This is a genomic window from Pseudomonas sp. Pseusp15 (genome assembly GCF_059492165.1).
In genome coordinates, this window is the sequence record NZ_CP168523.1 from 734,407 (window position 1) to 758,943 (window position 24,537).

Consider the following 24,537-nt stretch of genomic DNA (forward strand, 5'->3'; position numbering starts at 1 on the left):
CTGAAATCAAAAAGATCGCCGCCTTCGACAGCGCCTACGGGCGCTGATGCCGCCTCTTGGCTTTTTCATTGCCGGGCTCTTTCGCGATACTGTTTTCCTGTTTCTTCCTGTCGTCCTGTTGCTTGGGCGCAACCAGATCGAAGCCTTTGGCATCGTTGAATGACTTGACCGCTTTCTTGGGCATGATCGCTGCTCCGGCGCTTGGTATTACCAACGCTGATGATCACCATCCAATACCCATAAGGCCGTTTTGGCTACTATCAAAACTTACGGCTGTGCAGGTCTTTGGACGAATGGTGGGGCAGTGAACTTGAGCGATGTCATGTCCCGCCTCTGATCCACCTTGTTCGTAGCAGCTGCCGAGCTTGCGAGGCTGCGTTCGAGGACGCAGTCCTCGCACAGGATTTGCGACTGCTGCGCAGCCTCGCGCAGCTCGGCAGCTGCTACCCCGGGCTCAACAAATCTATCTATTTCCCTCCTTGGCAAAAGTTGGAAGGCTTCTTGCAATAGCCGCCCTGCGCCTGCTTCAGGCGTCAAAAGTTTGCTTTAAAGGAACGGGGAAAACCGGTGGATCGCTCTCAGTTAATCAACAGTGCCCGCACAAACGTCGCCGACCTCAGTCGGGGCAATCTGGGCGTGCCGCTGTTGCTGCTGGTCATGCTGGCCATGATGATGTTGCCGGTGCCGCCGTTCCTGCTGGACGTGTTTTTCACCTTCAACATTGCCTTGTCCATCGTCGTGTTGCTGGTCTGCGTGTACGCCTTGCGGCCGCTGGATTTTGCGGTGTTCCCGACCATTCTGCTGGTGGCGACATTGCTGCGACTGGCGCTGAACGTGGCCTCCACGCGGGTGGTGATGCTCCACGGTCAGGACGGCCATGCCGCCGCCGGTAAGGTGATCCAGGCCTTCGGTGAAGTGGTGATCGGCGGTAACTACGTGGTCGGTATCGTGGTCTTCGCGATTTTGATGATCATCAACTTCGTCGTGGTAACCAAGGGCGCCGGGCGGATTTCCGAGGTGAGCGCGCGTTTCACCCTCGACGCGATGCCCGGTAAACAGATGGCGATCGACGCCGACTTGAACGCCGGCCTGATCGATCAGAACCAGGCGAAACTGCGCCGGATGGAAGTCGCCCAGGAGGCCGAGTTCTACGGTTCCATGGACGGTGCCAGCAAATTCGTGCGCGGTGATGCCATCGCCGGTCTGCTGATTCTGTTCATCAACCTGATCGGCGGCATGGCGGTGGGTATCTTCCAGCACGGCATGAGCTTTGGTGATGCCGGCAAGGTTTATGCGCTGTTGACCATCGGTGACGGTTTGGTGGCGCAATTGCCATCACTGCTGTTGTCGACCGCCGCCGCGATCATGGTGACCCGTGCTTCCGGCTCGGAAGACATGGGTAAACAAATCAATCGTCAGATGTTCGCCTCGCCGAAAGCCTTGGCGGTGGCCGCAGGCTTGATGGCGGTGATGGGCCTGGTGCCCGGCATGCCACACGTCTCCTTTCTGTCCATGGCAGCCCTGGCGGCCGGTGGCGCTTACCTGTTCTGGAAGAAGCAGAACGCGGTCAAGGTTCAGGCCCTGCAAGAGGTCAAGCGTCAGCAGGAGTTGCTGCCGTCACCGGCCCGGGCTCAGGAAACCAAGGAGCTTGGCTGGGATGACGTGACGCCGATCGACATGATTGGCCTGGAAGTGGGCTACCGCCTGATTCCGCTGGTGGATCGCAACCAGGGTGGGCAGTTGCTGGCGCGGATCAAGGGGGTGCGTAAAAAGCTCTCCCAGGACCTGGGCTTCCTGATGCCGACTGTGCATATCCGTGACAACCTCGACCTGGCGCCTAGCGCCTATCGCCTGACCCTGATGGGCGTGATCCTGGCTGAAGCGGAGATTTACCCGGAGCGCGAACTGGCGATCAACCCGGGTCAGGTCTACGGCACGCTCAATGGCATCACCGCCAAAGATCCGGCTTTTGGCCTGGAAGCGGTGTGGATCGAAATCAGCCAGCGTGCCCAGGCGCAATCCCTCGGTTACACCGTGGTCGATGCCAGTACGGTGGTGGCGACCCACTTGAACCAGATTCTGTACAAGCACTCCAGCGAGCTGATCGGCCACGAAGAAGTCCAGCAACTCATGCAATTGCTGGCCAAAAGCTCACCGAAACTGGCCGAAGAGCTGGTGCCGGGGGTGGTTTCGCTGTCGCAACTGCTCAAAGTCTTGCAGGCGTTGCTGGCCGAACAGGTGCCGGTGCGGGACATCCGCAGCATCGCCGAAGCCATCGCGAACAACGCCGCCAAGAGTCAAGATACCGCCGCTTTGGTGGCCGCAGTGCGCGTCGGCGTATCCCGTGCAATCGTGCAAAGCATTGTAGGCACTGAGTCGGAGCTGCCTGTGATCACCTTGGAACCAAGGTTGGAACAAATATTGCTCAATAGTCTTCAGAAGGCAGGACAAGGCTCGGAAGAGGGTGTTCTGCTGGAGCCAAGCATGGCGGAAAAACTGCAACGCTCGTTGATCGATGCGGCGCAGCGTCAGGAAATGCAAGGTCAGCCGGTGATTCTGCTGGTGGCCGGTCCGGTTCGCGCGATGCTCTCGCGATTCGGTCGGCTGGCAGTGCCGGGTTTGCACGTGTTGGCTTACCAGGAAATTCCTGACAACAAGCAAGTGACCATCGTTGCGACAGTAGGGCCCAACGGCTGAGGTAGTGGTTTATGCAAGTTAAGCGTTTTTTCGCCGCCGATATGCGTCAGGCCATGAAACTGGTTCGTGATGAGCTGGGCGCTGATGCCGCCATCATTGGCAATCGCCGGATCGCCGGCGGTGTCGAGCTGACGGCTGCCCTGGATTACAAATTGTCGGCGCTGGCCCCGCGTGTTCCGAACATGGAACTCGAGGATGAGCTGCGCAAGACCCAGTCGCGGATCGTCACCGCCCAGGCCGAACTGAGCCTGCGCGGCGATGGCGAGAGCGACAAGACCACCAATCGCCAGTTGTTCGCCGGCCTGCCGTTGACCGCCGCCGAACCGCTGATCGAACCGGCGCTCGCCGAACCTCGGCGTCCGGCCCCCGCGCCTGCTGCGGCGACCGGTGTCGATCCGCGCGCATTCGATTCGATGCGTTTCGAGCTCAACAGCCTGCGTGAACTGATGGAAGTGCAGCTTGGCTCGCTGGCCTGGAATCAGCTGCAAGGCAGCCGTCCGGCCCAGGCCAACCTCTGGCGTCGCCTGCAACGCATCGGCCTGTCCGGCCCGTTGTCGCGCGATCTGCTGGCACTGATTACCGACATTGAAGAGCCTCGTCAGGCCTGGCGCATGTTGCTCGCGCACCTGGCGCGGATGATCGCCACCCCGGAAGTCGAGCCACTGGAAGAGGGCGGTGTGATTGCCATGGTCGGTCCGGCCGGCATGGGCAAGACCACCACGCTGGCCAAGCTCGCGGCCCGTTACGTGCTCAAGTACGGCGCGCAGAACATCGCGCTGGTGAGCATGGACAGCTATCGCATTGGTGCCCAGGAACAGCTCAAGACGCTGGGCCGGATCCTTAACGTGTCGGTGACCCACGTCGATCCGGGTCAATCCCTGGTGCAGGCGCTGGAGCCCTTGCTGCGCAAACGCGTGGTGCTGATCGATACCGCCGGCCTTCAGGCCAGCGATCCGGCACTGCGCATGCAGCTCGAAAGCCTGGCCGGGCGCGGCATCAAATCAAAAAATTATCTGGTCCTGGCAACCACCAGCCAGAAACAGGTTCTAACTGCCGCTTATCACAGTTACAAACGCTGCGGCCTCGCCGGCTGCATCCTGACTAAACTGGATGAAACGGCAAGTCTGGGCGAGGTGTTGAGCCTGGCGATCAGTCATGAGTTGCCGGTGGCTTACCTGACCGATGGTCCACGGATTCCGGATGATTTGCATCTGCCACGTCGTCATCAGTTGGTCAGCCGCGCCGTTAGCGTACAAATGCAGGAAGAACCCAGCGAAGAAGCCATGGCTGACATGTTCGCTGATATTTACCACAGCCCGACCAAGCAGGTTGGCTGAGGTGTTAATGAACATTTTTTGTACCTACATCGATGGTCTGCCATGCATTGTTCCGATGGTGAACGCGCAGCCAGTAATGTGGCCTCCGTCTAAGTAAGACAAGGTAAAGAAATAACATGGGCAGCATGCATCCCGTACAGGTGATCGCGGTGACCGGCGGCAAAGGTGGCGTCGGGAAGACTAACGTGTCAGTGAACTTGTCCCTGGCTCTAGCTGAGCTCGGCCGGCGCGTCATGCTGCTGGATGCCGATCTGGGGCTGGCGAACGTCGACGTTCTGTTGGGACTGACACCCAAACGCACGCTGGCCGACGTGATCGAAGGCCGCTGTGAGCTGCGCGACGTGCTGTTGCAAGGGCCTGGCGGTATCCGCATCGTCCCGGCCGCCTCCGGCACCCAGAGCATGGTTCATCTGAGCCCGGCCCAGCATGCCGGCCTGATCCAGGCGTTCAGTGATATCGGCGACAACCTCGACGTATTGGTGATCGACACCGCTGCGGGCATTGGTGACTCGGTAGTCAGCTTCGTGCGCGCCGCGCAGGAAGTCTTGCTGGTGGTGTGCGACGAACCGACCTCGATCACCGACGCCTACGCGCTGATCAAACTGCTTAACCGCGACTACGGCATGAACCGCTTCCGCGTCCTGGCCAACATGGCGCAGAGCCCGCAGGAAGGCCGCAACCTGTTCGCCAAGTTGACCAAGGTCACGGATCGCTTCCTCGACGTCGCCTTACAATACGTCGGCGCAGTGCCTTACGACGAAAGCGTACGCAAGGCCGTGCAGAAGCAACGCGCGGTGTATGAAGCCTTTCCGCGTTCCAAGTGCGCCCTGGCGTTCAAGGCCATTGCGCAGAAAGTCGATACCTGGCCACTGCCGGCCAACCCTCGTGGACATCTGGAGTTTTTCGTCGAGCGCCTCGTGCAACAAACTGCAGGACCCGTGCTATGACAGCCAGCGGTTACAACCTCTACAAGCAGTCGGCACGTGACGCGCAGTACGAGCTGATCGAGCGTTACGCGCCACTGGTCAAACGCATTGCCTACCACTTGCTGGCGCGTCTGCCGGCCAGTGTCCAGGTCGAAGACCTGATCCAGGCCGGGATGATCGGCCTGCTTGAAGTATCAACCAAATACGACGCCAGCAAAGGCGCGAGTTTCGAGACGTACGCGGGCATTCGAATCCGCGGCGCGATGCTCGATGAAGTGCGCAAGGGGGACTGGGCGCCACGTTCGGTCCACCGCAATACCCGCATGGTCAGCGACGCGATTCGCTCGATTGAAGCTAAAACCGGCCGTGACGCTAAAGATCACGAAGTTGCGGCCGAACTCCAATTGAGTCTCGACGATTATTACGGGATTTTGAACGACACCCTGGGCAGCCGGTTATTCAGTTTCGACGATCTGTTGCAGGACGGCGAACACGAAGGGCTGCATGAGGATGGCGCGAGTGCTCATCTCGAGCCGTCACGCGATCTGGAAGATGAACGCTTCCAGGCGGCGCTGGCGGACGCGATTGCCAATTTGCCGGAGCGTGAGCGACTGGTGTTGGCGCTGTACTACGACGAAGAGTTGAATCTCAAGGAAATCGGTGAGGTCCTGGGGGTCAGCGAGTCGCGGGTCAGCCAGTTACACAGCCAGTGCGCGGCCCGTTTGCGGGGGCGTTTGGGGGAGTGGCGAGCGCGCTGAAGGCAGTGTGGGGACACTGCGAATGGAGCTGGTGTGGTGTTGAACCGTACCGGTCTCGATCTGTTGTGCTCCAGACAGTCATTGAGTGCTTTGCCGGATTGATTGAAATGGCGCGTCCAGGTGCTGGGCGCGTTTAAGACTGCTTGGAGGTCGAATTGGACAAGAACATGAAAATCCTCATCGTTGATGACTTCTCAACGATGCGGCGGATCATAAAAAACCTGTTGCGTGACCTTGGGTTCACCAACACCGCCGAAGCCGATGACGGGCTGACCGGGTTGCCGATGCTGCAAAGCGGTAACTTCGATTTTCTGGTTACCGACTGGAACATGCCCGGTATGACCGGCATCGACCTGCTTCGTGCGGTGCGCGCCGATGAAAGGCTCAAGCACCTGCCGGTGCTGATGGTGACCGCCGAAGCCAAGCGCGAGCAAATCATCGAAGCGGCCCAGGCCGGTGTTAACGGCTATGTGGTCAAACCCTTCACAGCCCAGGCGTTGAAAGAAAAAATCGAGAAGATTTTCGAACGCATCGGCTGATGTACTGCGCACGGGGGAGCTATGGAGCATAACGAATCTTCACAGGGCGATTTTGAGTCGACCCTGAAAAAACACGCGGTCGAACTGGTCGACAGCCTTGAAAAAGGCAAGTTTGGCGACGCTGTGCAACTGATCCATGAGCTCAACCAGACCCGTGACCGCGGCCTGTATCAGGAAGTGGGCAAGCTCACCCGCGAGCTGCATAGCGCGATCGTCAATTTCCAGATTGACCCGCACATGCCGCAAGCTGAGGAAGTGTCTCAGATCACGGATGCCACCGAGCGCCTGTCCTATGTGGTCAAGCTGACCGAGGCCGCGGCCAACCGCACCATGGACCTGGTGGAAAACGCCACGCCGCTGATCAACAGCCTGAGCGATGAAGCCCAGGCGCTGAGCACGGATTGGGGGCGGTTCATGCGTCGCGAAGTCGGGGCTGAAGAGTTCCGCGAACTGGCCCGGCGGGTCGATGGTTTCCTGACACGCAGCAGTGAAGACAACCGCGTCGTGTCGAGCAACCTCAACGACATTCTGCTGGCCCAGGATTACCAGGACCTCACCGGTCAGGTGATCAAGCGTGTGACCCAATTGGTCACCGAAGTTGAAAGCAATCTGCTCAAGCTCGTGCTCATGGCCAGTCACGTAGACCGCTTTGCGGGTATCGAACACGACCGTGAGGCGATGCTTGCTGAAAAAGATCCACAAAAACATCTCTCTCAGGGTGAAGGTCCGCAGATTCATGCCGATAAAAGAGAAGACGTTGTGTCCGGTCAGGACGATGTGGACGATTTGTTATCCAGTCTTGGATTTTAGTTTTCTGGGTTTTTAGACCTGTAGGAGCACCCCCTTAATGAGCTTCGGCGCCGATGAAGAGATCCTTCAGGATTTCCTGGTTGAGGCCGGCGAGATTCTAGAGCAACTGTCCGAGCAGCTGGTCGAGCTGGAAAGCCGACCTGATGATGCGGACTTGCTCAATGCAATTTTTCGCGGTTTTCACACTGTAAAAGGGGGCGCCGGCTTCCTCCAGCTCAACGAGCTGGTGGAGTGCTGTCACATCGCCGAGAACGTGTTCGACATCCTGCGCAAGGGTGAGCGTCGCGTCGACTCGGAACTGATGGACGTGGTTCTCGAAGCGCTGGACGCGGTGAACAGCATGTTCAGCGAAGTCCGCGAACGCAGCCCGATCACGGCTGCCACGCCTGAATTACTCGCGGCGCTGGCCCGTCTGGCCGAGCCGCAAATGGAAGCTGCACCGGCGCCGGTCGCTGAAGTGGTTGAAGCACCGGTCGCCGAAAGCGAATCGGGCGACATTACCGATAACGAATTCGAACAACTGCTGGACTCGCTGAACGCCGTCAAGGCCCAGGCCGAGGCGCCCGTAGCGGCTGCGCAGCCTGTTTCGCAGCCTGCCGCCGATGCAGCCGCCAGTGACGAAATCACCGATGCCGAGTTCGAGTCGTTGCTCGATCAATTGCACGGCAAAGGCCAGTTCGCCGCCGATGCAGTAGCCGCTGCGCCTGCTGCGCCGGCTGCTCCGAAAGCCGCCGGCGACAGCTCCGACATCACCGACGACGAGTTCGAAGCACTGCTCGACCAGTTGCACGGCAAAGGCAACTTTGCGGTCGATGCGCTGGAATCGGCAATCGCTTCGGCGCCAGCCCCGGCAGCGCCAACCGCCGCTGCGGCCGGTAGCGATCTGATCTCCGATCATGAATTCGAATCGCTGCTCGACGAATTGCATGGCAAGGGCAAGTTCACTGAAGTGGGCACTGCGTCTGCTGTTGCTTCGGTAGCGACTCCGGTTGCCAAGGCACCAGCACCTGTGGGCAAGGCACCCGAGCCAAAAGCCCCCGAGCCCAAAGCAGAAGCACCGAAGCCTGCTGCCGCCGCAGCGCCGGCTCCTGCTCGTGCCCCGGCCGCGCCGCCCGCGGAAAAGCCAACCAGCGAAGCCGAGACCACCGTGCGGGTCGACACCGCGCGTCTCGACGAAATCATGAACATGGTCGGCGAGCTGGTACTGGTTCGTAACCGCCTGGTTCGTCTGGGCCTCAACAGCGGCGACGAAGCCATGTCCAAGGCCGTGTCGAACCTCGATGTGGTCACGGCTGACCTGCAAACCGCGGTCATGAAGACCCGGATGCAACCGATCAAGAAGGTCTTCGGGCGCTTCCCGCGTCTGGTTCGCGACCTGGCTCGCCAGCTCAAGAAAGAGATCAACCTGGAACTGGTCGGCGAAGAAACCGACCTCGACAAGAACCTCGTCGAGGCCCTGGCCGACCCGTTGGTCCACTTGGTGCGCAACTCGGTCGACCACGGTATCGAAGAGCCGGCTGATCGCGAAGCGATGGGCAAGCCTCGCAGCGGCAAAGTGATTCTGTCCGCTGAACAGGAAGGCGACCACATCCTGCTGTCCATCTCCGATGACGGCAAGGGCATGGACGCTGACGTTTTGCGCGGTATCGCCGTGAAAAAAGGTTTGATGGACAAGGATGCGGCGGACCGTCTCAGCGAGTCCGATTGCTTCAACCTGATCTTCGCGCCGGGCTTCTCGACCAAGACCGAGATCTCCGACGTGTCCGGTCGTGGCGTGGGCATGGACGTGGTGAAAACCAAGATCGCCCAGCTCAACGGCACCATCAATATCTACTCGACCAAGGGCAAAGGCTCGAAGATCGTCATCAAGGTCCCGTTGACCCTGGCGATCATGCCGACGCTGATGGTCATGCTCGGCAACCAGGCGTTCGCGTTCCCGCTGGTGAACGTCAACGAGATCTTCCACCTCGACCTGTCGCGCACCAACGTGGTGGACGGCCAGGAAGTGGTGATCGTGCGGGACAAGGCGCTGCCCTTGTTCTACCTCAAGCGCTGGCTGGTCAGCTCCGCCGCTCACGAAGAGCAGCGCGAGGGCCATGTGGTGATCCTTTCGGTGGGCACTCAACGGATCGGCTTCGTCGTCGATCAGTTGGTGGGCCAGGAAGAAGTGGTCATCAAGCCATTGGGCAAAATGCTCCAGGGAACCCCGGGCATGTCCGGTGCCACCATCACCGGTGACGGCCGCATTGCTCTGATTCTCGATGTTCCGAGCATGCTCAAGCGTTACGCCGCACGGCGTATTTGATTCTGGGGGAGCGGGGCGCCAGAGCCTCGCCCCGTCTAACGGAGTGTTTATGGTAGTCAAAGTCCTGGTGGTGGACGATTCGGGGTTTTTCCGCCGCCGCGTCTCGGAAATTCTTGCAGCGGATTCAAATATCCAGGTCGTCGGTACGGCGACCAACGGAAAAGAGGCGATCGATCAGGCCCTGGCCCTCAAGCCAGACGTGATCACCATGGACTACGAGATGCCAATGATGGATGGCATCACGGCGGTGCGGCACATCATGCAGCGCTGCCCGACCCCGGTGTTGATGTTCTCCTCGCTGACCCACGAAGGCGCCCGGGTCACCCTCGATGCGCTGGACGCCGGCGCGGTGGACTTCCTGCCGAAGAATTTCGAAGACATCTCCCGTAACCCGGAGAAGGTCAAGCAACTGCTGTGCGAGAAGATTCTCAGCATCTCGCGCAGTAACCGTCGTGTCAGCGCCTACACCCCTCCGGCACCGGTCGCTGCGCCAGCCCCGACGCCTGCGCCTTCGAGCGTCGGCAGCTACGGCAGCAGCGCGCCTGCGCGTCCGGCACCGGCACCGATTGCGGCGCGCCCCCATGCAGCGGCTCCGTCATCTCCCGCGCCGAAACGCAAAGCCTACAAATTGGTCGCCATCGGTACCTCCACCGGTGGCCCGGTTGCGCTGCAACGGGTTCTGACACAGTTGCCGGCCAACTTCCCGGCACCCATCGTGTTGATCCAGCACATGCCGGCAGCCTTCACCAAGGCCTTCGCCGAGCGCCTGGACAAGCTGTGCCGCATCAGTGTCAAGGAAGCCGAGGATGGCGACATCCTGCGTCCGGGCCTGGCGCTGCTCGCACCGGGTGGCAAGCAGATGATGATCGATGGCCGTGGCGCGGTGAAAATCCTGCCGGGCGACGAGCGTCTGAACTACAAGCCGTGCGTGGACATTACCTTCGGTTCCGCGGCCAAGTCCTACGGCGACAAAGTTCTGGCGGTGGTACTGACCGGCATGGGCGCCGACGGTCGCGAAGGCGCGCGTCTGCTCAAGCAGGGTGGCAGTGCGATCTGGGCCCAGGATGAAGCCAGTTGTGTGATCTACGGCATGCCAATGGCCATCGTCAAAGCCGAACTCGCGGACGCGGTGTACAGCCTCGACGACATCGGTCGGCACCTGGTTGAGGCTTGCATCTGATGGATGTGCTCAGCCTTATCGGGATCATCATGGCGTTCGTCGCCATCATCGGCGGCAACTACCTTGAAGGCGGTCACCTCGGCGCACTGGCCAACGGCCCGGCGGCGTTGATCGTACTCGGTGGCACCATCGGTGCCGCGCTGCTGCAATCGCCGATGAGTGCCTTCAAGCGTGCCATCCAGATTCTCGCCTGGATTCTGTTTCCGCCTCGCGTGGACCTGGCCGGCGGCATTGATCGCGTGGTGAACTGGAGTCTGACCGCTCGCAAGGAAGGTTTGCTCGGGCTGGAAGGGGTGGCCGACGCCGAACCTGACAGCTACTCGCGTAAAGGCCTGCAATTGCTGGTCGACGGTGCCGAGCCGGAAGCGATCCGCAGCATTCTGGAAGTGGATTTCTACACCCAGGAAAGCCGCGACATCGAAGCCGCCAAAGTCTTTGAAAGCATGGGCGGCTACGCGCCGACCATCGGTATCATCGGTGCGGTGATGGGCCTGATTCACGTCATGGGCAACCTGGGCGACCCATCGCAACTGGGCAGTGGCATCGCCGTCGCCTTCGTCGCTACCATCTACGGCGTGGCCAGTGCCAACCTGGTGCTGTTGCCGATTGCCGCCAAGCTCAAGTCCATCGCGTTACGGCAGTCGCGCTATCGCGAAATGTTGCTGGAAGGGATCCTGTCGATCGCCGAAGGTGAAAACCCTCGCTCTATTGAGTTGAAGCTTCAGGGCTTCATGGATTGATGGGGGAAATGGATCATGGCTCGTCGCAGGCAACATGAAGAACATGTGAACCATGAACGTTGGCTGGTTTCCTACGCCGACTTCATCACCTTGCTGTTCGCGTTCTTCGTGGTGATGTACTCGATCTCGTCGATCAACGAAGGCAAGTACAAGATCATTTCCGAGGCGTTGATCGGGGTGTTTACCGACTCTGACCGCGCCCTCAAGCCGATTCCCATTGGCGAAGAGAGACCGAAGACCGTGACCCCGGCCAAACCGCTGGTCAAGGACAGCGAGCAGATCGACGCCGGCATCGCCCAGGCCGCCAACGATCCACTCAAAAGCATCGCCGATGACATCAGCGCGGCGTTTGGCGACTTGATCAGTTCCAACCAGATGACCGTGCGCGGCAACGAGTTGTGGGTCGAGATCGAACTCAATTCCAGCCTGTTGTTCGGCAGCGGCGACGCCATGCCCAGCGACATTGCGTTCAACATCATCGACAAGGTCGCTGCGATCCTCCGGCCGTTCGACAACCCGATCCACGTCGAAGGTTTCACCGACGATCAACCGATCCGCACCGCGCAATACCCAACCAACTGGGAACTGTCCTCGGCCCGTTCGGCGAGCATCGTGCGGATGCTGGCGATGCAGGGCGTGAACCCTGGTCGCCTGGCATCGGTGGGTTATGGCGAATTCCAGCCAGTGGCCAACAACGCCACCGCCGAAGGCCGTGCGCGCAACCGTCGGGTGGTGCTGGTGGTGTCACGCAATCTTGATGTACGCCGTAGCCTCACCGGTACCGGAACGGCTCATGCACAACCGGATGCCGCATTGAAGCGGGCTGGCACACAAACTGCACCGACCCCGGTCAAGTCGCCGGGACGCGAGAGTGCCGTCAATTCTCCGTCACCCGCATTAATACGTTGAGCTATTTCTCGGTCGACGTTTTCGACCGGGAGGAACAATCCGAATGAGAGTCTGGGCAGTTGCCAATCAAAAGGGTGGTGTCGGTAAAACCACTTCCTCCATTGCTTTAGCCGGTTTACTGGCGGAGGCGGGCAAGCGCGTGGTTGTGGTCGATCTCGACCCCCACGGCTCCATGACCAGCTACTTCGGTTACGACCCCGACAGCCTGGAGCACAGCAGCTACGACCTGTTTCTGCACAAGGGCAACGTGCCGCAAGGCTTGCCCGGTCAGTTGTTGATGCCCACCAGCGACGAACGCATTTCCCTGTTGCCATCGAGCACCGCGCTGGCCACCCTTGAGCGCCAGTCGCCGGGCCAGAGCGGTTTGGGCCTGGTGATCGCCAAGAGTCTGGCGCAGTTGTGGCAAGACTTCGATTACGCCGTGATCGACAGCCCGCCGTTGCTCGGCGTGCTGATGGTCAATGCCTTGGCGGCCAGCCAGCAGTTGGTGATTCCGGTGCAGACCGAGCACCTGGCGGTCAAAGGCCTGGAACGCATGGTCAACACGCTGGCGATGATCAACCGCTCGCGCAAACTGGCGTTGCCGTTCAACATCGTGCCGACCCTGTTCGACCGCCGCACCCAGGCTTCGCTTGGCACTCTGCGCGTGCTGCGCGACAAGTACCCGGAAGAAATCTGGCAAGGCTACATCCCGATCGACACCCGCTTGCGTGACGCGAGCCGGGCAGGGCTGACGCCGTCGCAATTCGATGGCAAGAGTCGCGGCGTTCTCGCCTACCGCGCACTGCTCAAGCATCTGTTGGCCCAGCAACTTGTTCCGCAGGTGGCTTGAGATGAGCCTGATTCCTACGATGGTATTCGCATGACCCGGCCGGTGAAGATCACCTCGCGCCCGCAATTGGCCCTTCAGTCTTATCTGGATGGCTTGCTGCAGGACGCGACCGAAGAGCTGTTGCCTGAAGTCGAGGCGTTCCCTGAGGTTGTCGAGGCTGAAGCTGCGCTGGACGAGTTCCAGGCGGCGATGCTCGAAGAGCAGGCGCGCGATGCGCAGAAGCCGGCAGTGGTCGCGGCCCCCGTTGTTGCGCCAGTGGCGAAGGCACCGGTGGCCGTGATCGAAGCGCCGGCACCGATTCTGGCGTCCGTGTCGACGATTGCGCCGTTGCTGCAAGCGTTGGTGCCGCCGGTGGTGGAAGTTCATCTGCCGCCGAGCAACACGCCGCCTCCGGTGGAAAATGACGATCGTCCGGCCTGGGCGGCCGAGCCGTTCGAATGCCTGTTGTTCGATGTCGCCGGGTTGACCCTCGCGGTGCCGCTGGTGTGCCTGGGTTCGATTTATTCCCTGGCCGGCCACGAGCTGACGCCGTTGTTCGGTCAGCCGGAATGGTTCCTCGGGATCCTGCCAAGCCAGGCCGGCAACCTGAAGGTGCTGGATACCGCACGCTGGGTCATGCCGGACCGCTACCGCGACGATTTCCGCCAGGGCCTGCAATACGTTATTTCAGTTCAGGGCTATGAGTGGGGGCTGGCGGTGCATCAGGTCAGCCGCTCGTTGCGCCTGGACCCGAATGAAATCAAATGGAGAAGTCACCGGGGGCAGCGGCCATGGCTCGCCGGCACGGTGATTGAACACATGTGCGCTTTGCTCGATGTCGCCGCACTGGCCGAATTGATCGCCAGCGGCGGGGCGAAGCACATGGGCGGCAGTAAGCCGAACCACAAACCGACATAAAAAACACGCATCGGCATTCAAGTGCCGGTGCACTGAATACACACCGCTAGGGCGGTTTTTCGAGGGGTCAGGGTATGAATGACAAGGCGACGGCGGCAAAAGGTTCCGAAGATCCGATCCTGCAATGGGTCACCTTCAAGCTGGACAATGAAACCTACGGCATTAACGTGATGCGCGTTCAGGAAGTCCTGCGCTACACCGAAATCGCTCCGGTACCGGGTGCCCCGAGCTACGTGCTGGGTATCATCAACCTGCGCGGCAACGTGGTCACCGTGATCGACACCCGTCAGCGTTTCGGCCTGGGCACGGTCGACGTCAGTGACAACACCCGCATCGTCATCATCGAAGCCGACAAGCAAGTGGTCGGGATCATGGTCGATAGCGTGGCTGAAGTGGTTTATCTGCGTCAGTCGGAAATCGAGACCGCACCGAACGTCGGTAACGAAGAGTCCGCCAAGTTCATTCAAGGCGTGTGCAACAAGAACAATGAACTGCTGATCCTGGTCGAGCTGGACAAGATGATGAGCGAAGAAGAATGGTCGGAACTGGAGAGTATCTGATTGATTCTTGAGGTGGCTGTGATTGTCCTGTTCCTTTTGTGGGCAGGCACGCTGGCGATGTTCCTGGCGTACATCCGCGCTCAAAGGCAGGTCGCCGCACAACAGGCTCAGGGCGATGCGCTGCGCGATCAGCGCATCAAGGACCTGGCCAAGCGCGTCGACGACTACCAGAACGGCAACGTGCGCATGGGTGAAGACCTGCACGAACTGCGCGCGGTGGTCGGGCCGTTGCCGGACAAGCTGGCGCAGTTGGAGCAGCGTGATCCGTCGAGCCTTTCATTCGCCCAGGCCGCGCGTCTGGTGGGGATGGGGGCCAGCGTCGATGAGCTGACTCAGTCTTGCGGCTTGACCCAGGCTGAGGCGGAGTTGATGAGCAAGTTGCACAGAAACTGAGAAGAGCAAAAGATCGCAGCCTCGTTTCACTCGACAGCTCCTACATTGGGATGGTGTACGCCCTGTAGGAGCTGTCGAGTGAAACGGGGCTGCGATCTTTTTACATTCAACAAAGATTCAATAATCATCCCCGCGCTCGGTGACGTCCTTCTCCACCGTCACCGCATGCGGATCATGCCCCGCCGGAAACTTGCCTTTCAGATTCCAGGCAAATGCAATGATCTCGGCAATCGTGCGGTACAACTCCTCGGGAATACTCTCGCCCAATTCCATCCGCGCCAGCAGTTTCACCAGTTCGGCGTTCTCGTAAATCGGCACTTCGTAGTCACGGGCAATCCGTAGAATTTCTTCAGCCAGTTCTTCGTCACCTTTGGCCGTAAGGGTAGGTGCGTGGCTGCCGTCGTATTTGAGGGCGATGGCCTGGCGCGGTGCGGTGGATTCGTTCATGCGGTTTCGTCGACCCAGCGTTGTTCGAGACGGGTTTGAGGGCCTTGTGGCGGTGTGCCGAGGTGGCAATCCAGATCGCCGACGTTCAGCCCGGAATCCAGCAGGCGCTGGCGCAGCGCGGCCAGATTGCTTTCGATCAGGCTCGCGGTGTACGGCCGTTCGGCCCACAGCTGACTGGAGAGGCTGCCTTTGATCAGTTGGGCCTGAATCTGCAACGGCCCCAACGGTTCCATGTCGAATGCCAGCTCGACGCGCCATAGTGGTTGCTTGGGTTCGCGTTCGTCGCGGCGTTCGCGCGGTTGTTCTTTTTCGGGGGCTTCTTCGCGCTGGAATTTGACCTGCAACGGCACGATGTCCTGCAGGTTGCGCATGGGGATTTCCAGTTGCCAGGTGCTCATCAACCGCCCGTCACTGGTGACGCCAGTCTGCTCAAGGCTCGACAGCTGATGACTTTGCAAACGTGAAACCGCCGCCGCAGCCAGGCGCAGCAGGTGCTCGAGATCATCTTCGCCTTCCGCGCTTTGCAGCAGGCGCTCGGGCAGTGGGAAGCTGGTCGGCGACGGTTTGGCACTGACTTGCCCGAGCATGCCGAGGGCATTGCGCACGAAACTCGGCATGGCCTGGGCCAGGGTGTTGGCGGCGATGATTGCGTTGAGATTGGTGTTGGCCGGCAGGCCCGGCGTCAGTTGGGCGATCAGCTTGAGCAGGTCGCCTTTCATGTCTGGCACCAGCGTCGGGTTTTGTCCGGTCAGCAATTTGGCTTCGAGGAACAGGCCACTGTTGGCCAGCGCCTGGGCCAGGCCTTTGGGCGTACTCAATTGTTGGGCGTCCGGCAGGCCAGCGAGCAATTTGTCCACGGCGGCGCGCAGGTCGCTGGAGGTTTGATCCGACGGCGGCAGGTTTTGCAGGACCTTGATCAAGCCATCCAGAGAACCCTGGCGACTTTGCTGGCTGACCAATTGTTGCGTCACCGCCAACTGTTCCTGACGGCTGCTCAGCGGCACGAATTTGAGTGTATGGGTGTCCTGCACCAAGGCGCTCAGCAAGGTGCCGATGCGCAGCGGTGTCGGGCTGTCGATGCTCAACGTGTTGCCGCTCAGCGCGGTGTTGAGCAGGCTCACCATCGAGCGAAACACCGTCGGCTGGCCCGGCACCTGCGGCATCACCTGAGAGGTCAGCACTTTGCCTTGCAGCAGGGTGCCGACCGGCAGTTGCGCGGTATCGATACGGGTGAGGGTGGCGACGCTGGAGGCGATGGCCTGTTGCACCGTGACTGCCAGATTGCCCGCCGACGGCTGGGTGATCGACAGGCTGGTACCCTGGGGCAACGGCTGAGTGCTGGTGGCCTGGACCGTGGTCTGGCGGCCGCTGTCGAGAGTGACCTTGAGCAACAGTTGAAAGGTCTGATCCGCCTGCTTGAGCGACAGCACTTCAGCCTTGGCGGTCTGACCGGCCGTGATCAGGCCCTCCATCGGCGTCAGCAGCTTGAGCAACTCGCCGCTGATCACCAATGGACGCGAAGTCACCGGGGTGGTTGGCGGGAGCGGGAGGATGTTCATTTCGCCTGTCATACGCGGACACAACCTGAGGAAATTGCACTCTTGAGAGTGAGACACGGCATGTATAATGCCGCCCGTCTTCCGCTGAGTGGCGAAAACATTGCAATTGATTGACGCAGCTCTCTAGAACAAGCCGTCATAGCATCTATGCTGCATCTCTTTAACGGCCGCGCCAGAGCCGACTTGAACCGCATAAGGCCCGTGAACCCTTGACCAGTCCTGTCCTGCAAACCGTTGCCCTTGCCTGTGAGCGAGACCTTCGGCTGCTTTTCGAAAATCTCGAATTGCGACTGGCCAGTGGCGAAATGTTACAGATCAGCGGCCCCAACGGCAGTGGCAAGACCAGCCTGTTACGTCTGCTTTGCGGCTTGATGCACCCGACCGCCGGTCAAGTGTTGCTCAACGGCCAGCCACTAAACGAACAACGCAGCGAACTGGCGCGCAACCTGCTGTGGATCGGCCATGCCGCTGGCATCAAGGACCTGCTGACCCCCGAGGAAAACCTCAGCTGGCTCTGCGCCTTGCATCAACCGGCCTCCCATGAGGCGATCTGGCAAGCGCTGGCGGCGGTGGGGCTGCGCGGTTTCGAGGATGTTCCCTGTCACACCCTGTCTGCCGGCCAGCAACGTCGTGTGGCGTTGGCGCGGTTGTACCTGGACAGCCCGCCGCTGTGGATCCTCGACGAGCCATTCACCGCGCTCGACAAACAAGGCGTGGCGCAACTCGAAGAACACCTGGCCGCGCACTGCGAGCACGGCGGCATGGTGGTGCTGACCACTCACCACACGCTGAGCCGGATGCCGGCCGGTTATCGCGACATTGATTTGGGGAATTGGGCCGTATGAGTGTTTTCGGCCTGTTGGTCGCCCGTGAGGCTCGTTTGCTGTTCCGCCGTCCCGCCGAATTGGCGAACCCGTTGGTATTTTTCGCCATCGTCGTCTCCTTGTTCCCGCTGGCGGTTGGTCCCGAGACTCAATTGTTGCAAACCTTGTCTCCGGGGCTGGTCTGGGTGGCGGCGCTTTTATCGGTTTTACTCTCGCTGGACGGGCTCTTCCGCAGTGATTTCGAAGACGGATCCCTTGAACAGTGGGTCCTTTCGTCGCACCCCCTGCCTCTTCTGGTGCTGGCCAAGGTGCTGGCACACTGGGCCTTTTCCGGCCTGGCACTGGTTTTGCTCGCGCCATTGCTGGCGCTGATGCTCGGTTTGCCTGCCGCTTGTCTGCCGGTGTTGCTGCTTTCTTTATTGCTCGGTACACCGGTGTTGAGCCTGCTCGGTGCGGTGGGCGCGGCGCTGACGGTAGGATTGAAGCGTGGTGGCCTGTTGCTGGCGCTGCTGATTCTGCCGCTGTATATCCCGGTGTTGATTCTCGGCAGTGGCGCCTTGCAGGCGGCATTGCAGGGCATGCCGGCGACCGGTTATCTCTTGTGGCTTGGTAGCCTGACCGCCCTGGCGATAACCCTGGCACCTTTTGCAATAGCTGCTGGCCTGAAGATCAGTGTCGGCGAATAATGAGGTCTGGTTAAAATTTAACCAGTAAAGACCCTTTGGCTGTTTCGTGATAACGAACAGCAACCGTGATGGAAACAGCAATGAACTGGACCTGGTTTCATAAGCTCGGCTCGCCCAAATGGTTTTACGGCATCAGTGGCAAATTGCTGCCCTGGCTGAGCGTCGCGGCGTTGCTGCTGATTAGCGTCGGCGTGGTCTGGGGCCTGGCCTTCGCACCGCCGGACTACCAGCAAGGCAATAGCTTTCGAATCATCTATATCCACGTTCCTGCCGCCATGCTGGCGCAGTCGATCTACGTGATGCTGGCCGTGTGCGGCGTTGTCGGGCTGGTGTGGAAAATGAAACTGGCCGATGTCGCCCTGCAATGCGCCGCCCCGATCGGTGCCTGGATGACCGCCGTGGCGCTGGTTACCGGAGCGATCTGGGGCAAACCGACCTGGGGTTCGTGGTGGGTCTGGGATGCGCGACTTACGTCCATGTTGATTCTGCTGTTTCTGTACTTCGGTCTTATTGCGCTGGGCAACGCCATCAGCAATCGTGACAGCGCGGCCAAGGCCTGCGCGGTGCTGGCGATTGTCGGCGTGATCAACATCCCGATCATCAAATACTCGGTGGAGTGGTGGAACACCCTGCACCAGGGCGCGACGTTCACCCTCACCGAAAAACCGGCGATGCCTGCCGAAATGTGGCTGCCACTGCTGCTGACGGTGCTGGGTTTCTACTGTTTCTTCGGCGCGGTGCTGTTGCTGCGCATGCGCCTTGAAGTGCTCAAGCGCGAAGCCCGGGCGAGCTGGGTGAAATCCGAAGTGCAGAACAGTCTGGAGGCCGCTCGATGAGTTTCGCTTCATTCGGCGACTTTCTCGCCATGGGCCATCACGGCCTGTATGTCTGGTCAGCCTATGGCATTTGCCTGGCGGTGCTGGCCCTCAACGTGGCGGCGCCGATCCTGGCCCGCAAGCGGTATCTGCAACAAGAGGCGCGTCGTTTGCGCCGGGAGAACGGCCAGTGAATCCGCTGCGTAAAAAGCGTCTTGTCATCATTCTCGCGATCCTGGTCGGTGTCGGCGCTGCCGTCGGCCTGGCCCTGAGCGCCCTGCAGCAGAACATCAATCTGTTTTACACCCCGACCCAGATCGCCAATGGCGAAGCGCCGCAAGACACGCGCATCCGTGCGGGCGGCATGGTCGAAAAAGGCTCGCTGCAACGTTCCGGCGATTCCCTGGACGTGAAATTCATCGTCACCGACTTCAACAAATCCGTGACCATCAGCTATCGCGGCATCCTCCCGGACCTGTTCCGCGAAGGGCAGGGCATCGTTGCCCTCGGCAAGCTCAACGCTGATGGCGTGGTGGTGGCCGACGAAGTGCTGGCCAAGCACGACGAGAAGTACATGCCGCCGGAAGTGACCAAGGCGTTGAAAGACAGTGGTCAATCGGCACCTACGCCAGCCAAGGAGGGCTAACGGATGACTTCCGCACTTTACAGCTCGGGGCTGTTCATCCCCGAACTCGGCCATCTGGCCATGATCCTGGCGTTGTGTTTTGCGTTGGTGCAGGCCGTGGTGCCGTTGCTCGGTGCCTGGCGCGGCGACCGTTTGTGGATGAGCCTGGCCCAGCCGGCCGCGTGGGGGCAGTTCGCGTTTTTGCTGTTCGCCTTCGGTTGCCTGACCTATGCGTTCATGACGGACGACTTCTCCGTCGCCTACGTGGCCAGCAACTCCAACAGCGCGCTGCCGTGGTACTACAAGTTCAGCGCCGTGTGGGGCGCTCACGAAGGGTCGTTGCTGCTGTGGGCGTTGATTCTCGGCGGCTGGACCTTCGCGGTGTCGGTGTTCTCCCGACAGTTGCCGCAAGTGATGCTGGCCCGGGTGCTGGCGGTGATGGGCATGATCAGCACGGGTTTCCTGCTGTTCCTGATCCTGACGTCCAACCCTTTCGCCCGGATCTTGCCGCAGATGCCGGCGGACGGGCGCGATCTTAATCCTCTGCTGCAAGACATCGGCCTGATTGTTCATCCGCCGATGCTGTACATGGGTTACGTCGGTTTCTCCGTGGCCTTCGCCTTCGCCATCGCAGCGCTGTTGGGCGGTCGTCTCGATGCGGCGTGGGCGCGCTGGTCCCGCCCGTGGACAATCGTCGCCTGGGCCTTCCTTGGCATCGGTATCACGTTGGGCTCCTGGTGGGCCTACTACGAACTCGGCTGGGGCGGCTGGTGGTTCTGGGACCCGGTGGAAAACGCGTCCTTCATGCCTTGGCTGGTGGGTACGGCGCTGATTCACTCGTTGGCGGTCACGGAAAAACGTGGTGTGTTCAAGAGCTGGACCGTGCTGTTGGCCATTGCCGCATTCTCGTTGAGCCTGCTCGGGACCTTCCTGGTGCGTTCCGGCGTGCTGACCTCGGTTCACGCCTTTGCCTCCGACCCTGAGCGTGGCGTGTTCATTCTGGTCTTCCTGCTGTTTGTGGTCGGTGGTTCATTGACGCTGTTCGCCCTGCGCGCGCCGGTGGTCAAGAGCCATGTCGGCTTCAACCTCTGGTCCCGGGAAACCCTGCTTCTGGGCAACAACCTGGTGCTGGTGGTGGCTGCTTCGATGATTCTGCTGGGCACCCTGTATCCGCTGATCCTTGACGCGATGACCGGTGCCAAGCTGTCGGTCGGCCCGCCGTACTTCAACGCGCTGTTCATTCCGTTGATGGCGATCCTGATGATAGTGATGGCGGTCGGTGTGGTGGTGCGCTGGAAAGACACCCCGGTCAAATGGTTGGTGAGCATGCTGACCCCGGTATTACTCGGCAGCGCCGCGCTGGCCGTCGTGGCGGGTGTTGCTTACGGCGATTTCAACTGGGCGGTGCTGGCAACCTTCATGTTGGCTGCCTGGGTGTTGCTGGCCGGTGTGCGGGACATTTTCGACAAGACTCGCCACAAAGGCCTGATCAAAGGACTGCCGACCCTGACCCGCAGTTATTGGGGCATGCAACTCGCGCATTTGGGCATTGCCGTCTGCGCCCTGGGTGTCGTGTTGTCGAGCCAGAACAGTGCCGAGCGTGATCTGCGCCTGGCACCGGGTGAGTCCATGAGCCTGGCCGGTTACCAGTTTGTGTTCGAAGGCGCCAAGCACTTCGAAGGCCCGAACTTCACGTCCGACAAGGGCACCGTACGGGTGATCCGCGACGGTAAGGAAGTCAGCGTGCTGCACCCGGAAAAACGCCTGTACACGGTGCAGAACTCGATGATGACCGAGGCCGGGATCGACGCCGGTTTCACCCGTGACCTGTACGTCGCACTGGGCGAGCCGTTGGGCGAGGGCGCCTGGGCGGTTCGCGTGCACGTCAAACCGTTCGTGCGCTGGATCTGGTTCGGTGGGCTGCTCACAGGTGTAGGCGGGTTGCTGGCGGCGCTGGATCGCCGTTATCGGGTCAAGGTAAAAAGTCGTGTGCGTGAAGCGCTCGGCATGACGGGAGCCACCGCATGAGACGTTGGTTGATGCTGTTGCCGCTGGCGATTTTTCTGGTGGTTGCTGTTTTTCTGTATCGGGGGCTGTACCTGAACCCGGCCGAGTTGCCCTCGGCGATGATCGGCAAGCCGTTCCCGGAGTTTTCCCTGCTCTCGGTGCAGGGCGACAAAACCCTGACCAAAGCGGACATTCTGGGTAAACCGGCGCTGGTCAACGTCTGGGGCACCTGGTGCATTTCCTGCCGGGTCGAGCACCCGGTGTTGAACAAACTGGCCGAGAAGGGCGTGGTGATCTACGGCATCAACTACAAGGACACCAATGCAGACGCCTTGAAGTGGCTGGCCGAGTTCCACAACCCGTATCAACTGGACGTCCGTGACGATGAAGGCACCCTGGGCCTGAACCTCGGCGTGTATGGCGCACCGGAAACCTTCTTCATCGACGCCAAGGGCATCATCCGCGACAAATTCGTCGGGGTGATCGACGAACAGGTCTGGCGCGAAAAACTGGCGGCCAAGTATCAGGCGCTGGTCGACGAGGCCAAGCCATGAAGCGCTGGATTGCCGCCGCCGTTCTGGGGTTGAGCATGGCTGGCGTGGCCCACGCCGCCATCGATACCTATGAGTTCGCCAAAGAGGGTGATCGCGAGCGTTTTCGCGAGCTGACCAAAGAGCTGCGTTGCCCAAAGTGCCAGAATCAGGACATTGCCGATTCCAACGCACCGATCGCCGCCGACCTGCGCAAAGAGATTTTCCGCATGCTCGGCGAGGGCAAGGACAACCAGCAGATCATCGACTTCATGGTCGACCGCTATGGTGATTTCGTCCGTTATAAACCTGCTCTGAATGCCAAGACCGCATTGCTCTGGTTCGGCCCGGCCGGCCTGCTGCTGGGCGGTTTTGTGATCATCGCCGTGATCGTCCGCCGTCGTCGCGTGCAACGCGCTGACAGCCCGGACACGCTTTCTTTTGATGAGCGCGAGCGCCTCGACCACCTGTTGGATAAAACCAAGCATGATTGATTTCTGGCTCGCTGCAGGCCTGCTGCTTCTGGTAGCCCTGAGTTTTTTGCTGATCCCCGTTCTGCGCGGTCGTCGCGCCCAGCTTGAAGAGGATCGTACGGCGCTTAACGTCGCGCTGTATCAGGAGCGCGTGGCTGAGTTGCAGACTCAGCAGGAAGAAGGCGTACTCAACGCCGAGCAAATGAATGCCGGCCGCGCCGAAGCCGCCCGTGAACTGCTTGCCGACACCGAAGGCGTCGAGGCACCGCGAGTGTCGCGCCTGGGCAAGCCATTGCCATTGCTGGCGGCAATTCTGGTGCCTGTGCTGGGCCTTGGGCTGTACCTGCATTTCGGTGCCAGCGACAAAGTCGAGCTGACCCGCGAGTTCGCCCAGGCGCCGCAGTCGATGGAAGACATGACCCGTCGCCTGGAGCGTGCGGTTGCGGCCCAACCGGATTCGGCCGAAGGCCTGTATTTCCTTGGCCGCACTTACATGGCTCAGGACCGCCCTGGCGATGCGGCGAAGATCTTCGAACGCACCGTGAACCTGGCCGGTCGCCAGCCGGAACTGCTCGGGCAGTGGGCTCAGGCCCAATACTTCGCCGATGGCAAGAAGTGGTCGGGCAAGGTCCAGGCCCTGACTGACGAAGCACTGAAAGCCGATCCGAAGGAGGTCACCAGCCTCGGTCTGCTGGGCATCGCGGCCTTCGAAGGCGAGCGTTACCAGGAAGCTATCGACTACTGGAATCGTCTGTTGGTGCAACTGCCGCCGGATGACCAATCCCGTGTCGCACTGCAAGGCGGTATCGCCAAGGCCGCCGAGAAGCTTGAAGCCAGCGGTGGCAAGGTGGCTCAGGTTCAGGCGCCGGCAGTAAAGGTTGCAGCACTGCTCAAGGTGCGTGTCGATCTTGCACCGGACTTGAAAGCCAAGGTCCAGCCCGGCGACAGCGTGTTCATCTTCGCCCGCGCCACCGCAGGCCCGCCCGCACCATTGGCGGCCAAGCGTCTGACCGTTGCCGACCTGCCAGCGACCGTCGAGCTGGGCGATGCGGATGCAATGATGCCCCAGTTGAAACTGTCGAACTTCCCCGAAGTCCAACTGGTTGCGCGCATCTCCCGCGCCGGCCAACCGACTGCCGGCGAATGGATCGGTCGTAGCCAACCTTTGGCCACCAGCACCACCGCGCCACAAAAACTGACCATCGACAGCCCGGATAAATAACAGGAAACGCCACCATGACCGCCTTCGCTCGTATCACTCTCCTCAGCATGATGGTTTTGGGGCTAAGCGCTTGTGCGGTCCAGGAGCACGAGCCCGAACGGCTGCCGCCGATTCCGCCCTCACAGCCGAGCACCAAACCGACCACACCGAGCAAACCGGTCACGCCGAGCAAACCATCGAAGCCGGTGCAACGCACCTCCGCCAGCTTCGCCCCGCCACCGGGGGGCAACAGCCATTGGGATGCGAAACTCGGTGTTTACGTCCTCGACAATCAAACCAACACCTTCTATCGCCAGCGCACCTACTACCGCTGGGACAACGGCTGGAGCCGCTCGATCAGCCCGAACGGGCCGTGGGAAGAGACGGATATCCACGGTGTGCCGGGTGGGCTGGGCAGACAATTCGGGCAGTGAATGGAAACGGCGATCTGAGGATCGCCGTTTTGCTTTTTGGCATTTATGAAAGG

Annotated in this window: 27 protein-coding genes; 24 read left to right on the plus strand and 3 right to left on the minus strand. The window is 60.6% G+C overall.

The window, feature by feature from the left end; all coding sequences use genetic code 11:
- Positions 1–34 precede the first annotated feature (34 nt).
- Positions 35–184 (minus strand): hypothetical protein, encoded by a 150-nt coding sequence (locus ACEN8R_RS03470; RefSeq protein ID WP_018925056.1) that lies wholly within the window; start codon positions 182–184, stop codon positions 35–37.
- 383 nt (positions 185–567) lie between these two features.
- Between ACEN8R_RS03470 and flhA the strand changes: the two genes are divergently transcribed.
- The 14 genes from flhA to ACEN8R_RS03540 all read left to right on the plus strand — a co-directional run bounded on the left by flhA (position 568) and on the right by ACEN8R_RS03540 (position 14,883).
- A complete protein-coding gene (flhA, locus tag ACEN8R_RS03475) occupies positions 568–2,697 on the plus strand; it encodes a flagellar biosynthesis protein FlhA (protein ID WP_007938653.1) in 2,130 nt (709 codons plus the stop codon).
- A gap of 11 nt (positions 2,698–2,708) precedes the next feature.
- Positions 2,709–4,034: a flagellar biosynthesis GTPase FlhF gene (gene flhF, locus ACEN8R_RS03480; RefSeq protein ID WP_018925058.1), complete on the plus strand. Its 1,326-nt coding sequence runs from the start codon at positions 2,709–2,711 to the stop codon at positions 4,032–4,034.
- A gap of 116 nt (positions 4,035–4,150) precedes the next feature.
- Positions 4,151–4,981: a flagellar synthesis regulator FleN gene (gene fleN / locus ACEN8R_RS03485; protein WP_003222917.1), complete on the plus strand. Its 831-nt coding sequence runs from the start codon at positions 4,151–4,153 to the stop codon at positions 4,979–4,981.
- Positions 4,978–5,718, plus strand: a complete 741-nt coding sequence (fliA, locus tag ACEN8R_RS03490; RefSeq protein ID WP_018925059.1) for an RNA polymerase sigma factor FliA — start codon at positions 4,978–4,980, stop codon at positions 5,716–5,718. The genes fleN and fliA overlap by 4 nt, the downstream gene beginning before the upstream one ends.
- Before the next feature lie 167 nt (positions 5,719–5,885).
- Positions 5,886–6,257 carry a chemotaxis response regulator CheY gene (locus tag ACEN8R_RS03495; RefSeq protein WP_167331167.1) on the plus strand — a complete coding sequence of 124 codons (372 nt, stop codon included), beginning with the start codon at positions 5,886–5,888 and terminating at the stop codon, positions 6,255–6,257.
- A gap of 21 nt (positions 6,258–6,278) precedes the next feature.
- The gene (locus tag ACEN8R_RS03500; RefSeq protein ID WP_018925061.1) at positions 6,279–7,067 is read left to right on the plus strand and encodes a protein phosphatase CheZ; all 789 of its coding nucleotides are present in this window, start codon (positions 6,279–6,281) and stop codon (positions 7,065–7,067) included.
- Positions 7,068–7,104: 37 nt separating this feature from the next.
- The gene (locus ACEN8R_RS03505; protein ID WP_018925062.1) at positions 7,105–9,372 is read left to right on the plus strand and encodes a chemotaxis protein CheA; all 2,268 of its coding nucleotides are present in this window, start codon (positions 7,105–7,107) and stop codon (positions 9,370–9,372) included.
- 49 nt (positions 9,373–9,421) lie between these two features.
- Entirely contained in the window at positions 9,422–10,552 is a 1,131-nt protein-coding gene (locus ACEN8R_RS03510) for a protein-glutamate methylesterase/protein-glutamine glutaminase (protein WP_018925063.1), read from the plus strand.
- Positions 10,552–11,292, plus strand: coding sequence for a flagellar motor protein (locus ACEN8R_RS03515; protein ID WP_018925064.1), 741 nt, complete (start codon positions 10,552–10,554; stop codon positions 11,290–11,292). Before ACEN8R_RS03510 ends, ACEN8R_RS03515 begins: the two co-directional genes overlap by 1 nt.
- A 15-nt stretch (positions 11,293–11,307) precedes the next feature.
- Positions 11,308–12,201, plus strand: a complete 894-nt coding sequence (gene motD, locus ACEN8R_RS03520) for a flagellar motor protein MotD (protein WP_018925065.1) — start codon at positions 11,308–11,310, stop codon at positions 12,199–12,201.
- 43 nt (positions 12,202–12,244) lie between these two features.
- Positions 12,245–13,033 (plus strand): ParA family protein, encoded by a 789-nt coding sequence (locus ACEN8R_RS03525; protein ID WP_018925066.1) that lies wholly within the window; start codon positions 12,245–12,247, stop codon positions 13,031–13,033.
- A gap of 30 nt (positions 13,034–13,063) precedes the next feature.
- On the plus strand, positions 13,064–13,930 hold the full coding sequence (locus ACEN8R_RS03530; protein WP_018925067.1) for a CheW domain-containing protein: 867 nt from the start codon (positions 13,064–13,066) through the stop codon (positions 13,928–13,930).
- Between the two features lie 74 nt (positions 13,931–14,004).
- Positions 14,005–14,490, plus strand: coding sequence for a chemotaxis protein CheW (locus tag ACEN8R_RS03535; RefSeq protein ID WP_007938663.1), 486 nt, complete (start codon positions 14,005–14,007; stop codon positions 14,488–14,490).
- Positions 14,491–14,883, plus strand: coding sequence for a DUF2802 domain-containing protein (locus ACEN8R_RS03540; protein WP_018925068.1), 393 nt, complete (start codon positions 14,491–14,493; stop codon positions 14,881–14,883).
- A 117-nt stretch (positions 14,884–15,000) separates the two neighbouring features.
- Here ACEN8R_RS03540 and ACEN8R_RS03545 read toward each other — a convergent pair whose 3' ends face one another.
- On the minus strand, positions 15,001–15,330 hold the full coding sequence (locus tag ACEN8R_RS03545) for an EscU/YscU/HrcU family type III secretion system export apparatus switch protein (protein WP_018925069.1): 330 nt from the start codon (positions 15,328–15,330) through the stop codon (positions 15,001–15,003).
- A complete protein-coding gene (fliK, locus tag ACEN8R_RS03550; RefSeq protein WP_018925070.1) occupies positions 15,327–16,901 on the minus strand; it encodes a flagellar hook-length control protein FliK in 1,575 nt (524 codons plus the stop codon). Before fliK ends, ACEN8R_RS03545 begins: the two co-directional genes overlap by 4 nt.
- Positions 16,902–17,098: 197 nt before the next feature.
- Here fliK and ccmA point away from each other — a divergent pair, with 197 nt between their 5' ends.
- From ccmA to ACEN8R_RS03600, 10 genes are all read left to right on the plus strand, one after another.
- Complete coding sequence (gene ccmA, locus ACEN8R_RS03555) at positions 17,099–17,734, plus strand: cytochrome c biogenesis heme-transporting ATPase CcmA (RefSeq protein ID WP_018925071.1); 636 nt, start codon at positions 17,099–17,101, stop codon at positions 17,732–17,734.
- Positions 17,731–18,399, plus strand: coding sequence for a heme exporter protein CcmB (ccmB, locus tag ACEN8R_RS03560; RefSeq protein ID WP_007939195.1), 669 nt, complete (start codon positions 17,731–17,733; stop codon positions 18,397–18,399). The genes ccmA and ccmB overlap by 4 nt, the downstream gene beginning before the upstream one ends.
- A gap of 80 nt (positions 18,400–18,479) precedes the next feature.
- Positions 18,480–19,235 (plus strand): heme ABC transporter permease, encoded by a 756-nt coding sequence (locus ACEN8R_RS03565; RefSeq protein WP_007939194.1) that lies wholly within the window; start codon positions 18,480–18,482, stop codon positions 19,233–19,235.
- Positions 19,232–19,408, plus strand: a complete 177-nt coding sequence (gene ccmD / locus ACEN8R_RS03570; protein ID WP_007939192.1) for a heme exporter protein CcmD — start codon at positions 19,232–19,234, stop codon at positions 19,406–19,408. The genes ACEN8R_RS03565 and ccmD overlap by 4 nt, the downstream gene beginning before the upstream one ends.
- The gene (gene ccmE, locus ACEN8R_RS03575; RefSeq protein WP_007939191.1) at positions 19,405–19,860 is read left to right on the plus strand and encodes a cytochrome c maturation protein CcmE; all 456 of its coding nucleotides are present in this window, start codon (positions 19,405–19,407) and stop codon (positions 19,858–19,860) included. The genes ccmD and ccmE overlap by 4 nt, the downstream gene beginning before the upstream one ends.
- Positions 19,861–19,863: 3 nt before the next feature.
- Complete coding sequence (locus ACEN8R_RS03580) at positions 19,864–21,867, plus strand: heme lyase CcmF/NrfE family subunit (RefSeq protein WP_018925072.1); 2,004 nt, start codon at positions 19,864–19,866, stop codon at positions 21,865–21,867.
- Positions 21,864–22,400, plus strand: a complete 537-nt coding sequence (locus ACEN8R_RS03585; protein ID WP_018925073.1) for a DsbE family thiol:disulfide interchange protein — start codon at positions 21,864–21,866, stop codon at positions 22,398–22,400. The genes ACEN8R_RS03580 and ACEN8R_RS03585 overlap by 4 nt, the downstream gene beginning before the upstream one ends.
- Entirely contained in the window at positions 22,397–22,870 is a 474-nt protein-coding gene (locus ACEN8R_RS03590; RefSeq protein ID WP_018925074.1) for a cytochrome c-type biogenesis protein, read from the plus strand. The genes ACEN8R_RS03585 and ACEN8R_RS03590 overlap by 4 nt, the downstream gene beginning before the upstream one ends.
- The gene (ccmI, locus tag ACEN8R_RS03595) at positions 22,863–24,071 is read left to right on the plus strand and encodes a c-type cytochrome biogenesis protein CcmI (RefSeq protein ID WP_258612520.1); all 1,209 of its coding nucleotides are present in this window, start codon (positions 22,863–22,865) and stop codon (positions 24,069–24,071) included. The genes ACEN8R_RS03590 and ccmI overlap by 8 nt, the downstream gene beginning before the upstream one ends.
- A 14-nt stretch (positions 24,072–24,085) precedes the next feature.
- Positions 24,086–24,484, plus strand: coding sequence for a hypothetical protein (locus tag ACEN8R_RS03600; RefSeq protein WP_086945855.1), 399 nt, complete (start codon positions 24,086–24,088; stop codon positions 24,482–24,484).
- The last annotated feature ends 53 nt before the right edge of the window (positions 24,485–24,537 follow it).

Bases quoted from the DNA above. Each gene is read 5' to 3' on its own strand.
- ACEN8R_RS03585 (WP_018925073.1), top strand. From the start codon at position 21,864: ATGAGACGTTGGTTGATGCTGTTGCCGCTGGCGATTTTTCTGGTGGTT.
- fliA (WP_018925059.1), top strand. From the start codon at position 4,978: ATGACAGCCAGCGGTTACAACCTCTACAAGCAGTCGGCACGTGACGCG.
- ccmB (WP_007939195.1), top strand. From the start codon at position 17,731: ATGAGTGTTTTCGGCCTGTTGGTCGCCCGTGAGGCTCGTTTGCTGTTC.
- ccmD (WP_007939192.1), top strand. From the start codon at position 19,232: ATGAGTTTCGCTTCATTCGGCGACTTTCTCGCCATGGGCCATCACGGC.
- ACEN8R_RS03525 (WP_018925066.1), top strand. From the start codon at position 12,245: ATGAGAGTCTGGGCAGTTGCCAATCAAAAGGGTGGTGTCGGTAAAACC.
- ccmI (WP_258612520.1), top strand. From the start codon at position 22,863: ATGATTGATTTCTGGCTCGCTGCAGGCCTGCTGCTTCTGGTAGCCCTG.
- ACEN8R_RS03535 (WP_007938663.1), top strand. From the start codon at position 14,005: ATGAATGACAAGGCGACGGCGGCAAAAGGTTCCGAAGATCCGATCCTG.
- ACEN8R_RS03470 (WP_018925056.1), bottom strand. From the start codon at position 184: ATGCCCAAGAAAGCGGTCAAGTCATTCAACGATGCCAAAGGCTTCGAT.
- ACEN8R_RS03495 (WP_167331167.1), top strand. From the start codon at position 5,886: ATGAAAATCCTCATCGTTGATGACTTCTCAACGATGCGGCGGATCATA.
- flhF (WP_018925058.1), top strand. From the start codon at position 2,709: ATGCAAGTTAAGCGTTTTTTCGCCGCCGATATGCGTCAGGCCATGAAA.
- ACEN8R_RS03590 (WP_018925074.1), top strand. From the start codon at position 22,397: ATGAAGCGCTGGATTGCCGCCGCCGTTCTGGGGTTGAGCATGGCTGGC.
- ACEN8R_RS03505 (WP_018925062.1), top strand. From the start codon at position 7,105: ATGAGCTTCGGCGCCGATGAAGAGATCCTTCAGGATTTCCTGGTTGAG.
- fliK (WP_018925070.1), bottom strand. From the start codon at position 16,901: ATGACAGGCGAAATGAACATCCTCCCGCTCCCGCCAACCACCCCGGTG.
- ACEN8R_RS03530 (WP_018925067.1), top strand. From the start codon at position 13,064: ATGACCCGGCCGGTGAAGATCACCTCGCGCCCGCAATTGGCCCTTCAG.
- motD (WP_018925065.1), top strand. From the start codon at position 11,308: ATGGCTCGTCGCAGGCAACATGAAGAACATGTGAACCATGAACGTTGG.
- ACEN8R_RS03600 (WP_086945855.1), top strand. From the start codon at position 24,086: ATGACCGCCTTCGCTCGTATCACTCTCCTCAGCATGATGGTTTTGGGG.
- ACEN8R_RS03580 (WP_018925072.1), top strand. From the start codon at position 19,864: ATGACTTCCGCACTTTACAGCTCGGGGCTGTTCATCCCCGAACTCGGC.
- fleN (WP_003222917.1), top strand. From the start codon at position 4,151: ATGGGCAGCATGCATCCCGTACAGGTGATCGCGGTGACCGGCGGCAAA.
- ACEN8R_RS03565 (WP_007939194.1), top strand. From the start codon at position 18,480: ATGAACTGGACCTGGTTTCATAAGCTCGGCTCGCCCAAATGGTTTTAC.
- ACEN8R_RS03500 (WP_018925061.1), top strand. From the start codon at position 6,279: ATGGAGCATAACGAATCTTCACAGGGCGATTTTGAGTCGACCCTGAAA.
- ACEN8R_RS03515 (WP_018925064.1), top strand. From the start codon at position 10,552: ATGGATGTGCTCAGCCTTATCGGGATCATCATGGCGTTCGTCGCCATC.
- ACEN8R_RS03545 (WP_018925069.1), bottom strand. From the start codon at position 15,330: ATGAACGAATCCACCGCACCGCGCCAGGCCATCGCCCTCAAATACGAC.
- ACEN8R_RS03510 (WP_018925063.1), top strand. From the start codon at position 9,422: ATGGTAGTCAAAGTCCTGGTGGTGGACGATTCGGGGTTTTTCCGCCGC.